The 21,064-nt window shown below is 58.7% G+C and carries 10 protein-coding genes; all 10 read right to left on the minus strand.

Annotated elements, in window-relative coordinates; genetic code table 11:
- On the minus strand, window positions 1-281 hold a 281-nt coding region (locus tag VL688_04030; GenBank protein ID HTL47215.1), incomplete at its 3' end, for a phosphoribosylamine--glycine ligase N-terminal domain-containing protein.
- A 35-nt stretch (window positions 282-316) separates the two neighbouring features.
- Window positions 317-1,345: a phosphoribosylformylglycinamidine cyclo-ligase gene (gene purM, locus VL688_04035; protein ID HTL47216.1), complete on the minus strand. Its 1,029-nt coding sequence runs from the start codon at window positions 1,343-1,345 to the stop codon at window positions 317-319.
- A 110-nt stretch (window positions 1,346-1,455) separates the two neighbouring features.
- Complete coding sequence (locus VL688_04040; protein ID HTL47217.1) at window positions 1,456-7,821, minus strand: hypothetical protein; 6,366 nt, start codon at window positions 7,819-7,821, stop codon at window positions 1,456-1,458.
- A gap of 165 nt (window positions 7,822-7,986) precedes the next feature.
- Window positions 7,987-13,947, minus strand: a complete 5,961-nt coding sequence (locus VL688_04045; GenBank protein HTL47218.1) for a hypothetical protein — start codon at window positions 13,945-13,947, stop codon at window positions 7,987-7,989.
- A gap of 194 nt (window positions 13,948-14,141) precedes the next feature.
- Window positions 14,142-15,551, minus strand: a complete 1,410-nt coding sequence (gene purF, locus VL688_04050; protein ID HTL47219.1) for an amidophosphoribosyltransferase — start codon at window positions 15,549-15,551, stop codon at window positions 14,142-14,144.
- Entirely contained in the window at window positions 15,551-17,800 is a 2,250-nt protein-coding gene (purL, locus tag VL688_04055) for a phosphoribosylformylglycinamidine synthase subunit PurL (GenBank protein ID HTL47220.1), read from the minus strand. The genes purF and purL overlap by 1 nt, the downstream gene beginning before the upstream one ends.
- Before the next feature lie 2 nt (window positions 17,801-17,802).
- On the minus strand, window positions 17,803-18,504 hold the full coding sequence (gene purQ / locus VL688_04060; GenBank protein ID HTL47221.1) for a phosphoribosylformylglycinamidine synthase subunit PurQ: 702 nt from the start codon (window positions 18,502-18,504) through the stop codon (window positions 17,803-17,805).
- A gap of 2 nt (window positions 18,505-18,506) precedes the next feature.
- Window positions 18,507-18,770, minus strand: a complete 264-nt coding sequence (gene purS / locus VL688_04065; protein ID HTL47222.1) for a phosphoribosylformylglycinamidine synthase subunit PurS — start codon at window positions 18,768-18,770, stop codon at window positions 18,507-18,509.
- Window position 18,771: 1 nt separating this feature from the next.
- A complete protein-coding gene (locus tag VL688_04070) occupies window positions 18,772-19,671 on the minus strand; it encodes a phosphoribosylaminoimidazolesuccinocarboxamide synthase (GenBank protein ID HTL47223.1) in 900 nt (299 codons plus the stop codon).
- A gap of 46 nt (window positions 19,672-19,717) precedes the next feature.
- On the minus strand, window positions 19,718-21,040 hold the full coding sequence (purB, locus tag VL688_04075) for an adenylosuccinate lyase (GenBank protein HTL47224.1): 1,323 nt from the start codon (window positions 21,038-21,040) through the stop codon (window positions 19,718-19,720).
- Window positions 21,041-21,064: the final 24 nt, after the last annotated feature.

Below are 21,064 nucleotides of genomic sequence, written 5' to 3' on the forward strand. Positions count from 1 at the left end.
CGCGACGGGCCGAAGACTTTGAGCCCTTCGTCCTGGAAACGGTTCGTGATGCCGGCGACCAGCGGGACTTCCGGGCCGACCACCGTGAGATCGATTTTTTCCTTCTTGGCGAATTTGAGGAGGCCGTCCAGGTCATTCGCGGCCAGAGGGACGCATTCGGCAATCTGGGAGATGCCGGCATTTCCAGGCGCGGCATAGAGCTTCTTTAATAGAGGGCTTTGGGCAAGCTTCCAGGCCAGCGCATGCTCCCTGCCGCCTGAACCAATCACAAGGACTTTCATGTTCGCCTCCGGATATCTAAATTATACCGTGCCGGTCAGAAAAGGATACGGACCCGGGGGTCCTCGCCCTTGGTGCGCCGGATTGTCCCAATGACCCAGGAGGGAAGCTTCTGGGCCTGCAGGATGCGCCGGGCGGCGGGTAAGGCACGAGGCTTCAGGACAAGGACCATCCCGATGCCCATATTAAAAGTTCTAAACATTTCAAAAGACGGTATGTTACCAGAATCCTGGACCCATTGGAACAACTTTGGCCGCGGCCAGGACAGCGGATCGATCTCCGCGCCGAGGCCTTGAGGGATGACGCGCGGCAGGTTGTCGATCATGCCGCCGCCGGTGATGTTCACGATGCCGGCGATGGGGACAGACCGCAGAAGCCGGAGGACAGGCTTCACGTAAATCCGCGTAGGCGTCAGGAGTTTTTTTCCGGCTTCGCCGCGCAGCTGCTTGGCGGAGAAAAGTCTGCGGAGGAGCGAATAGCCGTTCGAATGAAATCCCGTGGATGCAAGCCCGAGGAGCAAATCTCCTTCTTCGATCCTGTTCCCGGTGATGATGCGGCTGCGGTCCACGACGCCGACGGAGAAGCCCGCGACATCATACTGCGACGAGCCGTTGTGCGACTGGTAAAAGCCAGGCATGATCGCGGTCTCGCCGCCGGTGAGCGCGCAGCCGGCCTGGCGGCAGCCGTTCACAATGCCCTTCAGGACTTCGGCCATGACCGGAGCTTCGAATTTTCCGGTGGCAAAGTAATCGAGGAAGATAATGGGCTGGGCGCCGCAGGTGATGATGTCATTGACGCACATGGCCACGAGGTCGACGCCGATCGTGTCGTGCTTGTGCCGCGCGCGCGCGATCTCGAGCTTGGTTCCCACGCCGTCGGTGGACGTCACCAGCAGCGGGTCGCGGACGCCTGATTTTTTCACGTCGAAGAGCGAGGCAAATCCCGTGGCGCTTCCGAGCACGCCGGGAATGCGGGTGGAATGGATGAGGCTTGTGATCTTGCGGTTGTACGACGGGTCCCCTTTCAAGTGAGGGACGCCCGCCTTTTCATAAGTCCAGGATTTCATACGCTCATCAGGGGTAAAAGTTCACGTGCGGGTGGCTTCGTAAGGGGGGAGTATAGCGTATTTCATGCGGAACCTCTAGCAGATATTTAGCGGTGTGCGCGGGAAAAAGATTACGCGGCGCTCTTGATCGCTTCGCGCGCTTCGGCCCAGTTGACGAGAGCCCGGGCCACGCTGCCAAGCGAAACGCTGGCGCCGTCGCCGGTCAGTTGGATCATGCCGCCGCCCTCGTAGGTCATGAGCAGGCGCATGTTGCCGAGAAGCTCGGCCTGGAGAAGTTTGCGGTTGGCTTCGGGCTCCTTGAGATCGCGGATGTTGGCCGCGGCCACGATGCCCAGCACGATCTGCAGGAGCGCCGCGTAGGTGCGGACGCGCGGGTCGTTGACTTCCTGATCCGCGACGAGCTCGACGCCGAAAAATCCCTGCCCCAGATTTTCTTCGAGCTTGCCCGCGGCAACCGCCGGAAGCACCACCTGCCCGTCGCCCAGCACTTTGACGCCGCGCAGCGTACGCACGGGATTGAGCCGAGCCGGCCCCACGATCTGCCCGATCTCTTTCCCCTGCCTTCCCATGTCGCCTTTGACGACCAGCCGCTCGATCATGGCCCGAACCTGCTTCAGCGGGTCGGCGTAATTGGCCGCTTCGCTTTCCGAGTCCACTTCGAGCGCGAGCGTAAAGGCGCGGTTCGGGAATTTCGTCCGGAGATAAGTACCGAGCACTTCGTCCACGAGATAATGCAGCGCGTCTTCGAAATTCGCGTCGCTGACAAGCTCTTTCGCCTGCGCGGCTTCGCGCGCGGACCGTTTGAGGCTGTCGAGGAATTGTTCGAGCGTGATGGCGTTCTCGTTCAGCACCTGGCGCGTGGACCGCGTGGCTTCTTCGACTTCCTGTCCCGTGGCCGCGGCGCCTCTGTCCAGAACGCGGACGACAAGCTGCGTGGCTTTTCTCGCCTCGTCGGTGAGCCCGGAAGGGTTGCCTTGGCGCAATTCCGCCCGCGGCGTCACACGCACGTCGGTCCGGGCCTGCATTTTCCCGGCGATTTCTTCGCGCGGCATGTTTTGCTTCGCGAGCGCCAGGGCATCGGCAAAAATCCGGTCCGCGGCCGCGGCGTCGGTAGTGTCGAGGTCCATGATGATCCACGGCGCCGCCGCATTGTCCTTCACCGTAAGATTCATCTCAAACGTTTCCAGCCCCGGCCGTTTCTGCACGATGACAAAAATGCCGTTGGCTTCTTCGATCCGCACCTGGTAAAGGCCCGTACGCAATTCGGCTTTGCGCTCCGCTTCGGCGCGCTGGAACGCCTCGAGCGCCGCGAGCAATTCCTCCTGCGTGAAGACCGTGCCTTCGGTCGTCAGCACAAGACGATCGCGCAGGGCCTCTTTCCAGAAAATCTTGTCGCGGTTGTCGGCTTTCGGCTCCGGGCTTAGCCCGCGTTCCCGGCGGGTCTGGGTCTCGCGCTCATTCAAATAAGCCGCCAGGCCCCGCACCGTGACGCCGGCCTGGTCGCTGACGGCGAGGACAGCCTTCGAGCCTTGAACGCCTTCGAGCGGCTGATAGTCGCGGTTCGGCTGCCCGTTCAGCTGCTGCGTGTTGTCTTTGTAGATCACGCCGCCCAGTGTTCCCATCGTGTACAGATAATCGAAGAAGATGCTTTCCGGATTGCGGGAGGCCACCATGTCCAGGTCCTTCAGGTCTTCCCCTTCCACTTCGCTGACCAACCGAACGTTCAGCTTCACGGAACGGTCCGGCGCCATTTCGCGCGCAAAGTCGTCCAGGTCTTTGCGGACTTTTTCTTTTGCGCTTCTGAAGAGCGCCTGCAATTCGGCGGGGACGTCGTTTTCCAGGATCTCGCCTTTCCTGACGTCGAAGTCGTAGCCGGTGTCCAGCATGTGATTCAAAAGGCCGTTCAGGAAATTACTGACAAGTTCGACGCGCCGCACATCCTTGATTTCGCCCAGGCGTCCGAAAAAGGCGCCGCGCCGCGCCGCGAAATCCGGCGCGAAGACCTGCCCGAAACTCTGAAGCCCGAATTCCTTCAACGCCGCGGCCGTGGCTTCGTCGTCGGCGATTTTATTCAACGCGAAGACAAGAATGCCGAGAGTGTTTTGCAGCTGCGGGATGCTTTTGATGTCGAGCTGGCCGCTGTCCCAGGAATTGACGTAGTTGACGTAATCCACGAACCCTTTCAACTGTTCCGGCAAAAAGCCGAAGCGCCGGACGAAGTTGACGAGCACGACGGACGCAATGGCGTCGAAGTCGGGATCGGCATGGGTCATGATTTTCAGGATTTTTCCGGAAGACGCGAGCTTCTGGCGGTTGTCGAAAACCAGGCGCGTCGCGCTCAGGCCCCGGTATTGGTGATGGTCGAGGATGCCTTTGGCCAGACCCGCGGAAGCAGCCACGACGCTGTTGACGCGGCCGATGTCGGTCACGATGGTTCCCTCTTCGATCGCGTCCAGAGAAAGGACGCGGTCTTTGGTAAAGCCCAGCTTGACGTCTTTGAGATCGAGGCTGAAATCCAGAGCGCGCAGCTCATTGCGGCCCTGCGCCGCCCGTTGGGCTTCGCGCTGCGCGCCGGTAAACCAGGCGCGCCATTTTTCTTCGAGGGTCTTGGAACCGTAATTTTTCCCTCCCGTGATTTCGAGCATGAGCTTGAGGTAATACGTGTCGTCGATCTCGGGCGCGGCTTGTTTTCCCGCGGCCTCCAGCGCGCGCTGCTGCGCCCTTCTCGTCAGCTCATGGATTTCGCCCATCCAAATAAAGGAAGGCTCCGTGCGTCCCCAGGCCGTACCGAGAACGTACGGGCTTTGTTCTTTGAGGAAGTCGGGAACCAGCTCGCGGGCGCGCTCAGAATCCGCGCCCTTCAGGCTGAGTTCCGCGCGCACGGCCGAAGTTCTTTCGTCCCCTTCAATCCACTCGCGCCAGGCTTCCTGAATCTCGGGCACGCTCTTGAGGTTTCCAGCCAAAAAATCCCGGATGATGCGGTTTCCTGCCTCTTTGTCGGCTCCGAACTTCTGATAGTCAATGCCTCCCACGAAGTAAACCAGCCTGTTCGCAAGGTAATTCAGGCGTTCAGGATCCTTGGCGAAGGCTTTTTTCAGCGCTTCAAAGTCCGCCTCGTCCACGGGCCCTTTAAAGATTTTGCTTTCGAAAATTTCCCATGCCTGGGTTCCGGCCTGAAATTGCTGGCGAGCCTCAGCGATTTTATTTTCGCGCACCTGATTCACCGCGACGCCTGCGAGCACGGCCGACAACAACAGCAGGAGGGGCCAATTATTGCGAAGGCCGCGGACGAAATCACCGAAGAATCCGCGCAGCTCGGCGCGCTGATTGTCGTTCAGAGCCCCCGCCTGCTGCAGCACCGGGAGAAGAGCGTCCCAGTCCGGAAGCGCGGGGCGCGAGCCCATCTCCATCAGAGTTTCCGCGAGAGACGCCACAGCGGGATCCGCCGCGAGCAGCGAGCCGGTTTCTTCGAAGCTGCGAAGTTCCGGATGATACAGCTGGCGCGCGTACGCCACGGTCCTGTCGTAGACTTGTTCGACGTCCAATTTTTGGCGGGCAAGCGCCACGGCGTTTTCGAAAACCCGGCGCGCGATGTCCCCATCCGGCGCGATCTCGACGATCTCGGCGCCCGGCCGTCTGACTTGCGGGAAATGAATCGTGTAAAGCTGATTGGCGCCGTCCCAGGCGACGTTGATCCGGACGCCATTAACCTCCGCATGGTCATGATAACCCAGATGCCGGACCTGCACGTCCGCGAAAGCGTCGGTCTGCCGGCGGACCTGATCGAGCTTCAGGCCCTGCGCGGCCAACTCCACGGCCCTTGCAAAGACGCTGCGGGCATCGTCCACGTCATCGGACAAAATCAAAGGAGCCGGGGCCTTCCCGTCGGAGCGGAATTGCGGGAATTCGACGGCATAAGCCGCGGCCGCATCGTCCCAGTACACTTCGATGCGGATCCCCTTTTCGACAACCTCCGAATAGATCCTGTCCGCACGCGCCAGCCGCCCGGACTGCTTTTCCGCTTCGACATGCAGCGCGTAAGCATCCAGTCCCAGCTGCGCGAGCATTTTCGTCCGTTCCATCACCTTGAGCGCGGTTTGCCTGTTCGCGGGAATCGAAATCGACGGGGAAGCTATGCCCCGGTCGTTCGGGACCTGGATTTGGGGAAAAGTGAGCTTGATCGAATTGGCCGCATTATCCCAGGCCGCGGTAATGTCCACGCCGTTCACGCGGGCTTTATCCGAATACCGGGACGCGTCTTCGGCCAGGATTTGGCGCGTATCGTCGGCGGTTTTTTTATAGAGATCGTAGACGTCAGACGTGCCCGCCGCATGCGCCTTGGCCTTTTCGAACACGCTCAAGGCCAGCTTTTCATCGGGTGAAATCCTGATGTAGCTGGAATTCACGCGCTCGAAGTCCACCAGCATTTCCGGGAATTCCACGATGTATTCGTTCAGGTCCGAATGCCAAAGCAGCTCGATGGCGATTTTGTTGACGACGGTCCTTTCGTACCGCTTCCCCTGGGCGCGCAATTCCGATTTCCCCGCCGCCGCCGTTTCAAGGGGAGCTCCCGGCAGGCGCCTGAAAGCAAAACCCGCAGCATCGAGAAGAACACGGCGCGTCGAGCCTAGACCGGGCGCGTCTTCATCCAGCGCGCCGGCCATCACGGCTTCGGTCATGGTCCCGGGCCGTAAAAGCTGGCGGATGTTCTGGTCCGTGAGTTGATTCTGCGCCTGGAGCTGTTTGAGGCCTTCCACAAAATTTTCCACTTTGCCGACAAGCTTTTTCTCATAGGCATCTGCCGCAGAGCCGCCCGTTTTTTCGTCGATGAAACGCGTGTAGCGCCCCGCTTCGGCCACCTGTTTTTCGCTCGAAAGGTCGCGGATGATCTGGTCGCGCCATTCCTTAAGCATGCTTCCCTGGTCCGGACTTTTGAGGAGCAGCCGGTCACGCGCCGCGCGGACAAAAGCCTTGTAAACGTCGACCTTCCCTTCCTCCACGCGGAAATAATCTTTCCAGGAAACCAGGCCCCGCATGTGGTCTTTGTAACGGACCTCGCGGGGAAGTCCCGTGATTTCCGGCGCAAGAAGCAGGTACGAAACACCCCGCTCCTTCAGCCGCTCGACAAGGCCTTCGGTATGAAAGCCTCCGGCCACGAACAGGACGGCCGCAGGCCCGTTGCCCTGTGAGTCGAGCATCTTTTGAAGCCGCTCGGCAAACACACCGTCGCGGGCTTCCGCATTCTTATAAAAGGCGACCTGCGCGTCCATCATTCCCGCGGGCGCCAAGCGGTCGAGGCCCCTGATTTTCAGCTCTTCCCACTGATGGCGCGTCAACTCGAGACTGCCGAGTTTTTTCAGCAGCTCCAGCTCGCGCTCTTCGCGGTCGAGCTGCTTCACGTCTTCTCCGGCCATCAAGGTCTCTTTGACCGCGGCCGCGTAATTTTCGAAAGCGTCGAAAAAACGAGTCCCTTCGATGTCACGCATCCGCTTCTGCTGCCGGGTGAGGCGCAGGAGGTCTTCGGAAATCTGAAGTTTCAGATCCATCTTGGAATTGAGGTCCCGGATAAAAAGCATGAATTCCTGCGGGCTGAGCTGAGAGACTTTGAGCGCCTGGAATTTTTCGTTGAAGGCCGCCTGCAGTTTGAGCTCTTCCGAAGAAGGACGGGACAGGGCCGCGAAGCGCGCCGTCACGGTCTCCCCGATTTTTTTGGCCTCGATCTCCGCGGGCACGCGGTTTTCCGGACGGCGCTCGCCTTCTTCGAGGATCAGCGCAAGCTCGCTTCCGGCTTCCGGCTTTTTGATCTTGGCCAGCAGCCGCAGCGCGGTCAGCAGGTCTGTATCGCCCTTGCGGAAACTTCTCAGGCCGCGGTCGATTTCGAGGAGCGGCGCCGGATAAATTTTTTCCTGGCGCGCTCTGAGGTCTTCGTCACGGCGCGAAAGATTCTGCTCGACGGCCGCGGAGCGCGAAAGCGCGTCGAGGAAATCCGCATAGCCGGTTTCGTACAGCGCCCAGTCTTCGATCCCTTCGTAGGCGGCGGGATGCTCATTGAAGATGGCGGCCATGGTCGGGCCGGTCAGCTCCCCCTGGTCGAGGTATTCCTTGAAAGTCTTTTTGAGAATTTCCGCATTCGGAAAACTTTTGAAGATTTGCGGGTTCAGCCGGGATGCGGCGCCTTCCAAAGCCACGTGTGACAGGCCGTAGGTCTGCTGGAAAAAATCGATCAGGTTGCGGATGTTCCGCTGCGCGTCGGGAATACCGTGCGCGTCCTGGATCAGCACCACGACCCTCCGGCCGCTTTGATGGGTTTCTTCTTTCTTTCCGATGTTGGAGGGAATTCGAATTTCGTTCAGGTCGGACGGCAGCCACAGCTGAGCCGGGGCCGCCGGCGTTTCCGCGGCGGCAACCACGACGGGAATGCCGTTCGGGCTGGTGATAAAGGAAGCCAAGGCCAAGGCCGCGATCAGGCGATTCATCCTTGTTTTTTTGTGCATTACGAAAGCCTCGATCGTGAAGCGCCGTGACGGGCGCCTGGATGCGTTTCTCCCCCTTGGACTTATTAAAAGACTAGCATAAGATAGCAGGGATTACAAAAAACATAGCCTCGGAGAGACGATTGTAAGTAGCGGTTCCCTTTGACGTTATGCGGCGGATTGGACGAGTTCGCGCGCTTCCCAGTTGATCAGCAAAGCCGACAGGCGTTTCATGGAAATGCCGGCGCCGTTGACCGTGGGCTGGATCATCTGCCCATCGCCGTACTGAACAAACACGCCCATGTTCTGAAGGAGGGACGCTTTCAGAAGCTCGCCTTTCATCTTGAGGGCGTTTTGATCTTTCAAATTGGCCGCGGCCATGATGCCGAGTACCAGTTGCAGCAATGCGGCATAGGTGCGGATGCGGGGATCCGTAATGTCGGTGCCGTCGTCGAAAATGAGCTCGACGCCGTAAATCCCTTCGTTGAGCGATTCCTGGAATTGTCCCGGCGTGACGGCCGGCAGCACGATCTGCCCGCCGTTCAAGACCTGGATGCCACGGAAACTTTTCACCGGGCTGAGGCGGGAAGCGCCGAGCGCATCGCGAAGCGCCTTGCCCTGGCCTCCCACGTCGCCTTTCACGATGAGGCGTGAGATGAAATCCTTCAAACGCTGGACCGGCTCCAGATAATCGGCAGCCTCGCTTTCGGAGTGGACGTCGAGCGCCAGCGTAAAGGCCTGGTTCGGGAAATTCGTTTTCAAATAATTTCCCAGCACTTCGTCGAGCAGGTAATTCAAAGCGGCTTCGTAATTCGCGTTGGGGATGATGCCCTGCTTGGCAAGCGCCATGGCCTTCAATTCCGCGATGAACCGGTCAAGACTCATTTCGTTCCCCGTGACGATCTGGCTTGTGCCGTGCGCCGCGCGCGCCACTTCTTCGCTGCCGGCGCCGGGTTCTTCCATGACATGTACGACAAGCTGCGTGACGCGGCGTATCTCCGCCTGATCCGCCTGTTGCTGCGGAGGCGCTTCATTCACGCGTTCGGCCGGCGTCCGGGCTTCTTCGGGGGATTGTCTCAATTCCGATTTGGTTTCCGCTTTCTCCAGCGCGGCAAGGCGGGTATTTTCGGCCGTGACCGTGGCTAGACGCGCCTTCGTATCAGCAAGTACGCGCACGCCCTCCGATTCGAAGTCCGCGACGAACTTGCGGTAGGCGGTGGCTGCGGCCGTGAAAAGGTCGTGAGCCGCCTTGAGATCCGCGGCCGCGGCGATACCGTCGGTCGCGGTCTTAACCTGGTCGAGGCGCACATCCAATTCGGCGAGGGCTTTGTCGTACTCCTGTTTCGCGCGGTCTTTTTCCGCCGTCTTTGCCGTCTGCCGCTCCTGGGCCGTATTCACGGCGGTTTCATAATCGGAAGTGTCTTTTGCCGTGGCGCCGCTGTCTTTAAAAGCGAGATAGGCTTCGCGCAGCAGTTTCATCTGCGGAGGACTAGGCACCATGTTTTTTTGCAGCGCTCCCTGCACGGCCGCAAGCGCATTGCGGAATTTTGAGCTGACCGCCGCGTTCGGCGGCAAGGGATTGATCTTGGGCGCGGGTCTTGCCGGCAAGGCAGAAGACGGCGGCGTGGCCGGAGCGGCCGGCGGCACGGCCACCGCGGGCGCCTTCACCGTTTCGTCCGGAGTCCCCACGGTCGCGGCCGGAGGAAGCGCGTCGTTTCTTTCCGGCTGTTCCACGGGAAGCACTTTGAAGGAAACAAACTGTTTGTCCCCGTCCACGCGGATCGTGAGCGTGAATTTGTGAATGCCCGACGGCGCTTCCGCGGAGAAATCAATCTGGGTCTTTTGCGGGTCGATTTTTGTGATCCTGGCGGTCAGTTCCCTGCTTTTCGTGAAACCCGCTTCCCGGAAAGCCTTGGGGATATTGATATTGTCGGTCCGCATGTCCATCGCGCGCTGCAAACGGCTCAGGAATTCTCCGAAGCCGCGGGATTTGAATCCGCCTTTGAAATCCCCGGCATCGAATTTGAACTCCTTGGCCGCGAAGGGATCCGCCGTCGCGGCAGCCGCGGCTCTCTTTCCCTTTTGCTGGTCCAGATTTTCGAGGAAGGAACCGCCGTTGGCAACAAAGACAATAGCGAGATAAAACGCAATTCCCAAAGAGATCCGCGCGCCCAAAAGCCCCATGGCGGGGAACAGCGCGGGCACTGCCAGCCCCGCGACCACGGTGACGGCCGTGAAGGCCATGCCTACGGCAAAAGCTCCCCATGGGCCGAAACGTTTATTCGCGCGGCTGAAAAGCCCCAGTGCAGGATTACTCAAAGGAAGCCAGGCCAGTTTTTTTTGAAAAGGCGTGCGGGTGTCCGGCTCTACCTTGGCCGGCGCGGGCTTTGCCTTGGCGGGTTCAGGAAGATCCGACACTACCGCATCCGGCTTGGACGGTTTTCTCAAGTTTGCGGGATGAAAATTTTCTTCGGCGATGTAGGCAATGCTGCTGAAGATAAAAAGCGCGCCGGCATAAAGGCCGACAGCAAAGGCAATGACGCCCCATACAGGTCCCAGCATCGCAGCGCCCACGAAAGTGGCGACCCCGGTCAGGATGCCCGTGATCATGCCCGCGATGCCGGCGCCCGGCTCGCCCCACCGCTCGGTCAGCCAATCCAGAAGATCTTCAATTTGAAATCCTCCCGGCAAGGCTCTCACGAGTCTCTGGAGCCAGGCCGTGGCGAGGCCTTCCTTGCGTTTTTCCGCTTCTTCTTTTTGAGCCGCTTCCGCACGCAGCTGGGCCTTGGTCTTTCCGCTCTTAGGCTGCGAGCGCATTTCCGCTTTCATTTCCTGAAGGGTGCTGAGAACGCCCAGCATGATCTGTTCCACATTTGTGCTGCCGGTCAGGTTGGGATCGCGGGCCAGTTTTCTCCGGTTTTCCAAAAACACGAGTTCCTGGTCGATTTCACGCTTGGCAAGCTGGAGAAATTGATCGCGGACGAACTGCTTTGCTGCATCACTCAGGTCGAGCCCTTGAAATTGCTTCGCCGGATCGCCCAGGATTTGCCCGCTCAATTCGAGAAGGCCCTGATAAATCAACCTGCTGTTCTCGAGAAAATCTCCCGTCTCCGCGACCCCGTCCACGCGGATAGGCACCTTTCTCGCGATGAGATCGCGTACGAGGTCAGACAGAAGGTCCGCGATGAAACCGCCGATCTCGGCGTCGGCGTTCTGCGGCGCGGCCGCAGGAGGCGTCACACGCGGCGTATGCTCGAAATACCATTTCAAATCCGCGAGGATCGCGGCCTGAAAATCAAACAGCTTGTTCTTTTGAGACGGTTCGACGAGGTCTTCCAGGGGCATGCGCTTGAGGTCCTCCAACTCAGTCCCGCGGATAGCCGGGTTCGGTCGGATCTCCCCGATTCCGCCGTCGGTCAAATGAGCTCTCAAGATACTGGAGACGCGGTCGGCCACGGCTTCTTTGATATCCGCCCACTGGGCCGCCGGCCCCGCGCGGAGCGCCAAAGCCTCGATTCCCTTTTCACGGTTGCTGATGAAGTCCTGTTTAAAGGAGCTCGCCCAGCCAGCCCAAAGCCCTGCCACTGCCGTGGCGGTATTGCCGAAAATTTCCTTGGCCTGGATTTCTTCCAGCTCCCGTTTTTTCTTGTCCGCGTATTGCTCGGGCAGGGTGACGATGACCCTGCGGATATCCTGAAAAAAATCGCCTTCGCCCGCTTCAAAAGCCGCCGGATGGGACCAGTTCAGGTTTAGCACCATACCCAAAAGAGTCGTGAGCTGCTCCTCCATAAACTCGCCGAAACCTTCCAGATCCAATCCTTCCGTCTGCAGGAAGGTGGCGATTTTGTTAAACGTGGCCGCGTGGGTTCCCATCTGGTTTTCCAGGAATGCGAAAATCTTCGGCCCATCCAGCCGCTTCTCGGTAGGATCGACTCCCATCTGCCGGAAAATGCGGTAGATGAATTGCGCCGTGTTCCCGGACCGCTCGGCGACCAGATTGTTGATGAATGCGGCGCCGTCCGTCACCTTCGTCTCGTCATCCGTAAGACTTCCCAGATTGTTGCGGACATATTTGATCAAATACGTGGCGAGCTTGGTCAAAATGACTTTCCTCACGTCCTCCGCCCGGATCTCAGCGCGAACAGCTTCGGGCTGGCCCTCCATGCGGATCGCGGCTTCAGGCGGCGCATAGACCTGCCCCGCACGGTTGAAGTCCTCGGTCTTTTCCGCGACGCTCAGGCCGGAAGGCGTCTGCGTGACTTTATAATTCGTGCCGAGGAACGTGAACTCCGCGAGGCCCTGCGCGGTGAGGTCCGCGATTGTGGCCGGACGCAGGAGCCGCATGATGTTTTGCTCGTTGAGCTGGTTATGGGATTCCAGGTCCTGCAGCCCCTGGACGAATTTCTCGACTTTCTGCAGGAGCTGGTTCTCGACGGGCGCGCCTCCGGATTTTTCGTCGATGAATTTCGTGTAATTTCCGACCTCGATGATGCGCTTCTCGTCCGCCAGGTCACGGATGATCTGGTCGCGCCAGTCTTTGAGCATACGCCCCTGGTCCTGGCTCTTGGCGAGCATCTTGTCTCGGGTCGCGCGGACAAACGCCTTGTAGACGTCAACCTTGCCCTGCTCCACTTCGAAATAATCCTTCCACGAAACCAGGCCTTTCATGTGGTCCTTGTAGAGGATTTCGTCCGGCAGCCCGTTGATATCCGGAACGAGCAGCACGTAGGAGATATTCCTCTCCTTCAGCCTCTCGACCAGCCCTTCGGTATGGAAACCGCCCGCGACAAAAAGCACGGAAGGATTCGCTTCCCCTGTTTTTTTCAGCAATTCGCCCAGACGGTCCGCGAACACCCCGTCGCGCGCTTCGGCGTTCTGATAAAAGGCGATGTGGGATTTCAGGATGGCGGGATCGGCCCGCTTGCCGGCGCGCAGCGTCTTGAATTCTTCCCACTGATGGCGGGTCAGCTCCATGCTTCCCAGCTTTTTCAAGAGCTCCAGCCGGTGGGATTCGGAATCCAGTTCCCTTTCCTCGTCACTGCGGAAAAGCTTTTCTTTCACGGAGTCGGCATAAGCTTCGAACGCCTCGAAAAAGCGGGTGCCCTCAATGTCCTTGATGCGTTTCTGCTTGCGCATCATGCGCTGCATGCCGCCCGAAACCTGGAGCTTCAGGTCCATGCCGGCCGTGATCTCCTTGACGAAGAGCATGAATTCCTGCGGGCTGATTTCCGAGACCTTCAGCGCCTGGAACTTTTCGTTGAACGACGCGAGCAGCTCGCGGTCGCCGGCGGACGGATTGGGTTTGGACAGAAGGTAATCGCGGATCTGCTGACCGATTTTTTTCGCTTCGATGTCAACCGGCACCTGGCTTTCCGGATCCTTCAGGCTTTCTTCATAAACCAGCGCCAGTTCGCTGCCTTCGGGCGGAGCCTTTATGGCCGCGAGCACGCGGATGACTTCCAGAAGATCCATGCCGTTTTTCCGGAAATTCTTGAGCGCGCGCGCGACCCCCAGCAGCTTTTCCGAATAAACTTTTTCCTGCCGAGACTCGAGTTCTTTTTCCTGCGCCTCCATCGTCTTCCGGATGTTTTCCGCTTTCGACATGGCCGCCAGGAAATGGCCGTAGCCTTCTTCGTAAAGCTTCCAGTCTTCGATGCCCTGGTAAACGCCGGGCTGCTCGTTGAAAATCGCGGCCATGGAAGTGCCGGTGAGCTCGCCTCGTTCGAGATATTCTTTGAAGGTCTTTTTCAGGATTTCACGGTCGGGAAAGCTCTTGAAGATCTGCGCGTTGAGACGCGAGGCCGCGCCCTCCAGCGCCACCTGCCGCACGCCGTAGGTCTGCTGGAAAAAATCGATAAGGTTGCGGATACTTCGCTGCGCCTGCGGAATACCGTGCGCGTCCTGCACCAGAATGACCACGCCCTTGGAATCGGGTGCCTGCCGGATTTCTTCTTCCTTTCCGATGTTCACGGGAATCTGAATTTCGGAAAGAGTGGCGGGCAGGCTGGACACGGAAGCGGGAGGCAGAGGTTCGGCGGACGCGATGCGGACAAAAGAAGTTTCGGACAGACTAAAGGCGATGAGGACAAAGCCGGCCGTCAGCTGTCGGGTTAACTTGAACCTTGTCATAGCAGCCTCAAGATGTCACCTGTCTCGTTTGGGCATAATATTACAGTCTTTATACCCCCTTTTTAAATACATTTTAAATTTAGCTTAAAAACGGCCCTTATACAAATAAGGAAGGCTAGCAGGAGGGAACTCTTTATAGCGTGTACAAACAGAGGAAATCGGTATTGAGTGACGCGGGAAAGGGTTGCGGCGGATTAACTGCGCTTTTTTTCGAGCTTGAGCTTGTCGATCTCGTCAGAAACCGGCGTGGGATAATGCCCCGTAAAGCAGGCAGCGCAATAGAGGCTCTTCTCATGGCTGGCCGCACTGAGCATGCCGTCAAGGCTGAGGTAGCCGATGCTCTCCACGTCGAGAAATTTTTTGATCTCCTCCATGGAGTTGTTGCAGGCCAGCAATTCTTGCTTGGACGGGAAATCGATGCCGTAATAACACGGCGAAATATGCGGCGGGCAGCTGATCCGCATATGGACTTCTTTTGCTCCGGCGCGCCTCAAAAGCTTGACGCGCGAGCGTGCCGTGTTGCCGCGGACAATGGAGTCGTCGACCACGATCACGCGCTTGCCGTGGATCATCTCCCGGATCGGGTTCAGCTTGATCTTGATCTTGGTGGCCCGCATGGATTGCGTAGGATTGATAAACGTCCTTCCGATGTAGTGATTGCGGGTGAAGCCGTGCGCCAGCGGGATGCCCGACTCCTGGGCATAACCCAGGGCTGCGAAGTTCCCCGAATCCGGAACGGGCACGACAATGTCCGCCTGCACCGGATGCTCCTTGGCAAGGTTCCTTCCCATTTTTTCACGCACCTGCGCCACGTTATCCCCAAAAACAAGCGAGTCCGGTCTCGCGAAATACACGTGTTCGAAAATGCAATGGGCCTTCTTTTTTCCCTGGTCTTCAAACGGGAAGAAGCTGCGCGGGCCTTTGTCGTCGATGATCAGGACTTCCCCGGGCTGGACGTCGCGAATGTAATCCGCATCGATGAGATCGAACGCGCAGGTCTCGGAAGCCACGACGTATCCTCCGCCGAGTTTGCCGAAGCACAACGGACGGAAGCCGTGTGGGTCCCGGACCGCGAAGAGCTGGTTTTCTTTGAGCATCACGACACTGAAGGCGCCTTCCACCCTTTTGACGGATTCGATGACAGCCTCTTCCGGAGAACGGTATGAAGGCTTGGCCATCAGGTGGATAAAGAGTTCCGAATCCGTGGTGCTGCCGAAAATCGAACCGTAAGCCTCGAGTTCCGCGCGGAGAATCTGGGCATTCGTGAGATTGCCGTTATGGCCGATGGCCACCTGGCCACGGGAGTAATCCACGCGGTAAGGCTGGGCATTGATCAGGCTGGACGATCCTGTTGTGGAATAGCGTGTATGCCCGATGGCATGCTGGCCCGGCAGCGAGGCGAGGACTTTTTCGTTGAACACGTCGCCGACAAGCCCCATGCCCTTGTGCAGGTGCAGGTTTTCCCCGTCACTCGAGCAGATACCGGCCGATTCTTCGCCGCGGTGCTGGAGCGCGAACAGGCCGAGATACGTGATGTAGGCCGCGTTGGGAAGATTGAAGGCCCCGAACACGCCGCAATGGTCTTTGATGTTTTCGCCGCTCATTACTGCTCCATCTTTTTGGGAATGGCCGAATCGTAAATTTCGCGCAGGTCCGCTATTTTAGCACGAATCGCGTCGCCGACGTGAAGTTCCTTGCCGCCTGTCCGCCCGATCTGGTAAAGCGGCACGGAAAACGACTTGGCCTTGCGCAGGATTTCCTCTTTGTGTTCGGGCTTCACGGTGATCAGCACGCGGCTCTGGCTTTCGCCGAAGAGCAGCGAGTCTTTGCGCAGCGATTTCTTGTCCGCGGCCCTCGGCGTGACCAGATCTAGCTGGTCCACCACGGCGCCTATCCCCTCTTCTTTACCGAAGCAGCTCTCGGCAAGCGCAACGGCCAAACCGCCCTCAGCGAGATCGTGGCAGGATTTCAGAAGGCAGGAATCCCCCATGGCCAGGATAAAATTCTGCAGCGCTTTTTCCTTCGCGAGGTCGAGCCGCGGCGGCAGTCCTTTTTTCAGCCCATGCTCGATCATAAGGTAATGCGAGCCGCCGATTTCATCGTACGTGTCGCCGGCCAGGAAAAGAATGTCACCTTCGTTTTGAAAATGCGAAGGCACGCGCTTCGAGAGATCGTCCAGGATACCGACCATGCCCACCGTAGGCGTGGGATAAATCGCGGCCTTCGGGCTTTCGTTATAGAAGCTCACGTTGCCGCCCGTCACCGGCGTGTTCAGCGCCTTGCAGGACGCGATCATGCCGTTCACGGACTGATGAAATTGCCAGAAGACGTCGGGCTTCATGGGATTGCCGAAGTTCAGGCAGTTGGTAATCGCAACAGGCCGCGCGCCGGAACAAACCACGTTGCGGGCGGATTCGGCCACGGCGATCTTGCCGCCTTCGAAAGGATCGAGATAGCAATACAGGCTGTTGCAGTCGGTCGAAACCGCGATGCCGCGTTTCGTGCCCTTCACCCGGATGAGCGCCGCGTCATGGCCGGGATAGAAAACCGTGTCCGTCCGCACCATGTGGTCGTACTGGCGCCACACCCAGCCCTTCGAGGCAATCGTGGGATGGCCAAGAAGCTTCTTGAGCACGGCCGTGCAATCCTGGGGCTCTTTCACCGAGGACGGATCAAACTTCCGCGTTTCTTCCAAATAAGCGGGCACGGCTTCTTCGCGCACATAGATGGGGCCTTCTTCGGCCAGAGCACGCGCGGGAATCACCGCCACTTTTTCCGGACCATCATACACGGTCATGAGGGTCCCTGCTTTGATCTCGCCGATCTTCACGGCATGCAGATCCCACTTGTTGAAAATGTCTTCGATTTTCTTTTCCTTGCCCTTCTGCGCGATGATGAGCATGCGCTCCTGGGATTCGGAAAGCATGATTTCGTACGGCACCATGCCGGTCTCACGGCGCGGCACTTTCTGCAAATCGATCTCGATGCCGATGTCGCCTCTGGACGCGGTTTCGCAGGTCGAGCAGGTGAGACCGGCCGCGCCCATATCCTGCATGGCGACCAGCGCGTCGGTCTTGATCAGCTCGAGGCAGGCTTCCATCAAAAGTTTTTCCATGAACGGATCACCCACCTGCACCGCGGGCCGGTCTTCGTGGCTTTCTTCACTGAGTTCCTTCGAGGCAAACGCCGCGCCGCCCAGACCGTCGCGTCCCGTGGCCGCGCCGACGTAGTAAACCGGATTGCCCACGCCGCTTGCTTTCGCGCGCACGATCTCGTCTTTTTTCATGATGCCGAGCGCCATGGCATTGACGAGAGGATTGCCTTCGTAACATTCGTCGAAATAAACTTCGCCGCCGATCGTCGGCACGCCGATGCAGTTGCCGTAATGCGCGATGCCCGCGACCACGCCGCGGAAAAGCCTCTTGGTCACGGGCTTTTCCAGGCTGCCGAAGCGGAGCGAGTTCATCAGGAGAATCGGCCGCGCGCCCATGGTGAAGATATCGCGCAGAATGCCGCCCACGCCCGTGGCCGCGCCCTGGAAAGGCTCGATGGCTGATGGATGGTTGTGGCTTTCGATCTTGAAGCAGACGGCCAGGCCGTCGCCGATGTCCACGATACCGGCGTTCTCTTCACCCGCCTTCACGAGCAGGTCCGGGCCTTCGGTCGGAAAGGTCTTGAGGATGGGCTTGGAATTTTTATAAGAGCAATGCTCGCTCCACATCACGCTGAAAATCCCGAGTTCCGTGAAATTGGGCTCGCGCCCCAGAATCTTCACGATCTTTTCGTATTCGGGCTGCGTGATGCCGTGCGCGGCGATCATTTCCGGCGTGATTTTTTCAGGAGTTTTCGTCATGGTCATGTCCGCGATCCCATCGTGACGTCCAGGATGCTCTCCCAGATCTTGCGGCCGTGATCGCAGCCCAGCACGTCTTCGCTCGCGCGCTCGGGATGCGGCATCATGCCCAATACGTTTCGCTTTTCGTTGAGGATGCCGGCGATATTGCTCTTGGCCCCGTTCGGATTGAAAGCCGCGGAAACGTCGCCGTCTTTGGAGCTGTAGCGGAACGCGACACGCGACTCGTCCTGCAGGCGCTTCAGCGTGTCGTCGCTGCAATAATAATTGCCTTCGCCGTGCGCGATCGGAAGCGAGATCGTCTCGCCTTTCTTGAAATGCCGCGTGAAAATGCTGTTCGTGTCTTCCACGCGCAGCCACACGTGCTTGCAAATAAAGGAAAGGGAGAGATTGCGCAGCATGGCGCCGGGAAGAAGTCCCGCTTCGAGAAGAATTTGAAAACCGTTACAGATGCCGATGACGGGCTTGCCTTGGTCCGCGTGCTTTTTCACGGCTTCCATCACCCGCGAAAAACGCGCGACCGCGCCGGTGCGCAGGTAATCGCCGTAGCTGAAGCCGCCCGGAAGCACGATGAGCTCGGCCTCTCCGAGCGCCGCGTCCTTGTGCCACACGAATTCGACCTTCATGCCCATCACGTCCTTCAGGACGTTGTAGCAGTCGGTATCGCAATTCGAGCCGGGAAAAACAACGACGGCCGCCTTCATCGTCATCGGGCGGCCCCGGCGGTCTCTTTGAGCTCCAGCGTGTAGTCTTCGATGACAGGATTGATCAGCACCTTGTCGCACATCTCGCGGATGCGGGTTTCCGCTTTCGAGCGGTCCTTTTCGTCCACGGTCAGTTCGAAATGCTTGCCCACGCGAAGGTCCTTCGCTTCCTGGTAGCCCAGCGTCGAAAGCGCGTGCAGCACGGTTTTCCCCTGCGGGTCGAGGACCGACTTTTTCAGCGTGACGTTGATGACGGCCTTGTACATGTTATTCCAGTTCCTTTCCCGAGAGGCGCTTGTAAGCGTCGCGGTAGGCCAGCGAAGTTTTTTCCACCACGTCCTGCGGCAGCGACGGCGCGGGCGGCTTCTGGTTCCACTTGATGTCGAGAAGGTAGTTGCGGACGATCTGCTTGTCGAAGCTCGGCTGGTCGTGGCCGGCCTCATACTGGGCCGCGGGCCAGAAGCGCGAGCTGTCAGGCGTGAGCACTTCGTCGATCAGGATGAGCTCGTCGTTGTAGACGCCGAACTCGAACTTCGTGTCCGCGATCAGGATTCCTTTCGTAGCGGCATACTCGCGGCCTTTTTCGTAAAGCGCGATCGAATACTTCTCGGCCTTGTCCGCCAGGTCCTTGCCGATGCGGCGCACGGTTTCGGCGATGTCGATGTTGATGTCGTGGCCCACGGTCTCTTTCGTGGCGGGCGTGAAAATGCTCTTCTCGAGCTTGGCGCATTGCTGCAGTCCGGCCGGAAGCTTGTGGCCGCAGACCGCGCCGGTCTTCTGATAGTCTTTCCAGCCGGAGCCTGTCACGTAGCCGCGCACCACGCATTCGATCGGCAGCGGCTTCGCCTTTTTGACCAGCATGGAACGGCCGCGCAGCTGCGCGCCGTACTTTTTCACGACTTCCGAAGGCAGGTCCATGGCGTCGACATCGGCCGTAATCAGGTGGTGCGGCATGAAATCCGCGAAATGATTCAGCCAGAACACCGAGGTCTGCGTGAGCACCTTGCCCTTTTGCGGGATCGGGTTCGGAAGCACCACGTCAAAAGCGCTGAGGCGGTCCGTCGAAATGATGAGGAGCCTGTCTTTGCCCGCTTCATAAATATCGCGGACTTTCCCTCTTGCAACAAAAGGAAGCGGAAGCTGGGTCTGCATCACGGTGTCATTCATGTCGGCGCTCGCTTGCATACAAGGTTTTCCTCCGGTTGAAAAACAATCACTTGCCTGACTTGGCACGGGAGCCGTTGATGCCCACACGCGCGAAAATCTTGTCCACGTTTTTGAGATGGTACTTCGTATCGAAAACCGCTTCGACTTCGTCGCGGCCCAGATGCTTCAGGATGTCGCGGTCTTTCAGGACCACATCGCGCATGGTGGCATCGTCCTGCTCCCATACTTTCTTCGCGGCATTCTGCACGAGCGCGTAGCCTTCCTCGCGCGTCAGCCCTTTTTCCACGAGCTTCAACAAAAGTCCCTGGGAATAAACAATGCCGCGGCTCTTCTCGAGGTTCTTGATCATGTTGTCTTTGAAAACCACCAGGTCTTTGATCACGCCCTGCATGAGCACGATCATGTAATGAAGCAGGATCGTGCTGTCCGGGAATATCACGCGCTCGACGGACGAATGCGTGATGTCGCGCTCATGCCAGAGCGCCACATTTTCCAGCCCTGCGACCGCATTGCCTCGCAGGATGCGGGAAAGACCGGCCACGCGCTCGCAGGTGATCGGGTTGCGCTTGTGCGGCATGGCGGATGAACCCTTCTGGCCTTCCTTAAATGACTCCTGGACTTCGAGGGTTTCGGTTTTCTGGAGGCCGCGGATTTCCGTGGCCAATTTTTCGAGCGACGCGCCGATGACCGCGACTGTGCAAAGGTACTCCGCGTGGCGGTCGCGCTGGACCACCTGCGTGGAAATCGGATCGGGCTTTAAGTCCAGTGCGCGGCAGACATCGTCTTCGACAGCCGGATCCACGTTCGCGAACGTGCCCACGGCGCCGGAAATCTTGCCGTAGCCGATCGTGTCCATGGCCTGCTCGAAGCGCTTGATGTTGCGCTTGGATTCTTCATAAAAGAGCGCCATCTTCAGGCCGAACGTCGTAGGCTCGGCATGCACGCCATGGCTGCGGCCGACCATCACGGTAGTGCGGTGTTCCATGGCTTTCTTCTTTAAAATTTCCGAAAGCGTCTTCAGCTCTTTCAGGATCAGCTGTGACGCTTCCATGATCTGCAGCGCCAGCGCAGTGTCGAGGATGTCCGAAGAGGTCAATCCGAAATGGACGTAGCGTCCCGCGGGCCCGACGTTCTCGGCCAGGTTCGTAAGGAATGCGATGACGTCGTGATTGACGATTTTTTCGATTTCGCGGATGCGCTCGAGATCGAAACGCGCTTTCTTGCGCACCTTGGCGGGAATGTCTTTGGGAATGTAGTCGTGCTTGGCCAACGCATCCAGCGCCGCGAGTTCGACGTCGAGCCATTTGGCCACTTTGTTCTGTTCGGTCCAGATCTTGCCCATTTCGGGCATCGTGTAACGAGAAATCATATCGTATCCCGACGCATGGCGTCC

The organism is Verrucomicrobiia bacterium, from assembly GCA_035495615.1.
Taxonomy (GTDB): Bacteria; Omnitrophota; Omnitrophia; order Omnitrophales; family Aquincolibacteriaceae; genus DATJFP01.